At 29.0% G+C, this 1,687-nt stretch carries 1 protein-coding gene; it reads left to right on the top strand.

Going from position 1 to position 1,687, the window contains the following annotated elements; all coding sequences use genetic code 11:
* The first annotated feature begins 361 nt into the window (after positions 1–361).
* On the top strand, positions 362–1,372 hold the full coding sequence (argF, locus tag CD113_RS11605; RefSeq protein WP_002464134.1) for an ornithine carbamoyltransferase: 1,011 nt from the start codon (positions 362–364) through the stop codon (positions 1,370–1,372).
* Positions 1,373–1,687 lie beyond the last annotated feature (315 nt).

The raw sequence follows: 1,687 nt of genomic DNA, 5'->3' as shown, positions 1-1,687 counted from the left end.
AGTTTAACACCTTATTCAAAAAAATTAAATTGAACGGTTTAATTTAGTAATGCTTATTTTATTTATAAGCACTTGACTAATCGTAGGAAATAGAGAACATATTTATTGTATGAAGGTAAGTCTGCCGTTTGTCAGAAGGAAGACTGAAAGTATTCTAAGAGGATGGCACTTCTTTTGAATGTTTTATGCATAAAAATAACATAAAACACTTTTATTATGTATAAAAACACGTTATTATGTATTATATAACAAAAGTCGGAAATTAACTGAACAATGATATTCAATTTTATAACGATTGAAACAAAGAATGATACTACCTAAAGTTTTATTCAATACCTTATAGAAATGAGGGGCGACGATAATGATGCAAATTCAACAACCATTTAATTTAAAAGGCAAATCTTTATTAAAAGAGAGTGACTATACTAAAGAAGAATTTGAGGGATTGATTGACTTCGCTATGGTGTTAAAAGATTATAAAGCACAAGGTATCAAACACCAATACTTAGCGGGCAAGAATATCGCTTTACTATTTGAGAAAAGTTCTACTAGAACAAGAGCAGCCTTTACAGTTGCTGCCATTGATTTAGGTGCACATCCTGAATTTTTAGGGAAAAATGATTTGCAACTGGGAGTCAAAGAATCTGTAGAAGATACAGCAAAAGTGTTGGGTAGAATTTTTGATGGTATTGAATTCCGCGGCTATGCACAACAAACAGTTGAAGATTTAGCAACCTATTCTGGTGTACCTGTATGGAATGGTTTAACCAATGATTGGCATCCGACACAAATGTTGGCAGATTTTATGACGATGAAAGAGAATTTTGGTTATATAGATGGTCTTAATGTCACTTATGTTGGTGATGGTCGAAATAATATTGCACATTCATTACTCGTTGCAGGCGCAATGTTAGGCGTTAATATTAGAATTTGTACACCTAAGGCATTGAATCCTAAGGACGCTTATACAGAAATTGCACAGCAAAAAGCACAACAATATGGTGGATCTATTATGATTACTGATAATATCGCTGAGGCTGTCAAAGATACTGATGTCATTTATACAGATGTCTGGGTTTCAATGGGTGAAGAAGATGAATTTGAACAACGTATTAACTTATTGAAAGATTACCAAGTGAATCAACAAATGTTTAATCAAACTGGTAAGGATTCGACAATATTTTTACATTGTTTACCAGCTTTTCATGATACAAAAACAACGTATGGTCAAGAAATATACGAAAAATATGGTCTTAATGCTATGGAAGTGACTGATGAAATATTTAGAAGCAAATATTCTAAAGTATTTGATCAAGCGGAAAATCGTATGCATACAATTAAAGCACTTATGGCAGCTACTTTAGCAGATTAAATAATATAATTCACTTTATCAATTAAAAGTTTTAGTGAATTTAGTAATATTAAATAAATTAATGAATACAAAAAGTTTATCGCTCGATTTAGTGATAAACTTTTTATTTTATTTATATATATTAAATAACTATTTAAATAACTACTTATTATTTAGATTAAACATCATTAAGTTTTAAAAATTACAACAATAAAAAAATAAACAATTAAGTTTAACTTTTTTGATATAATAATTGATTATTTTGTTAATATATTATACAGTATAATCTAATTTAATTTTTGAAATGGAGTGATGTTTTTGAACAAAAGAATAGAT

The organism is Staphylococcus simiae, from assembly GCF_002902085.1.
Classification (GTDB): domain Bacteria; phylum Bacillota; class Bacilli; order Staphylococcales; family Staphylococcaceae; genus Staphylococcus; species Staphylococcus simiae.
Note: the sequence above shows the minus strand (reverse complement) of the source record. Positions and strands in the feature narration are given on the sequence as shown.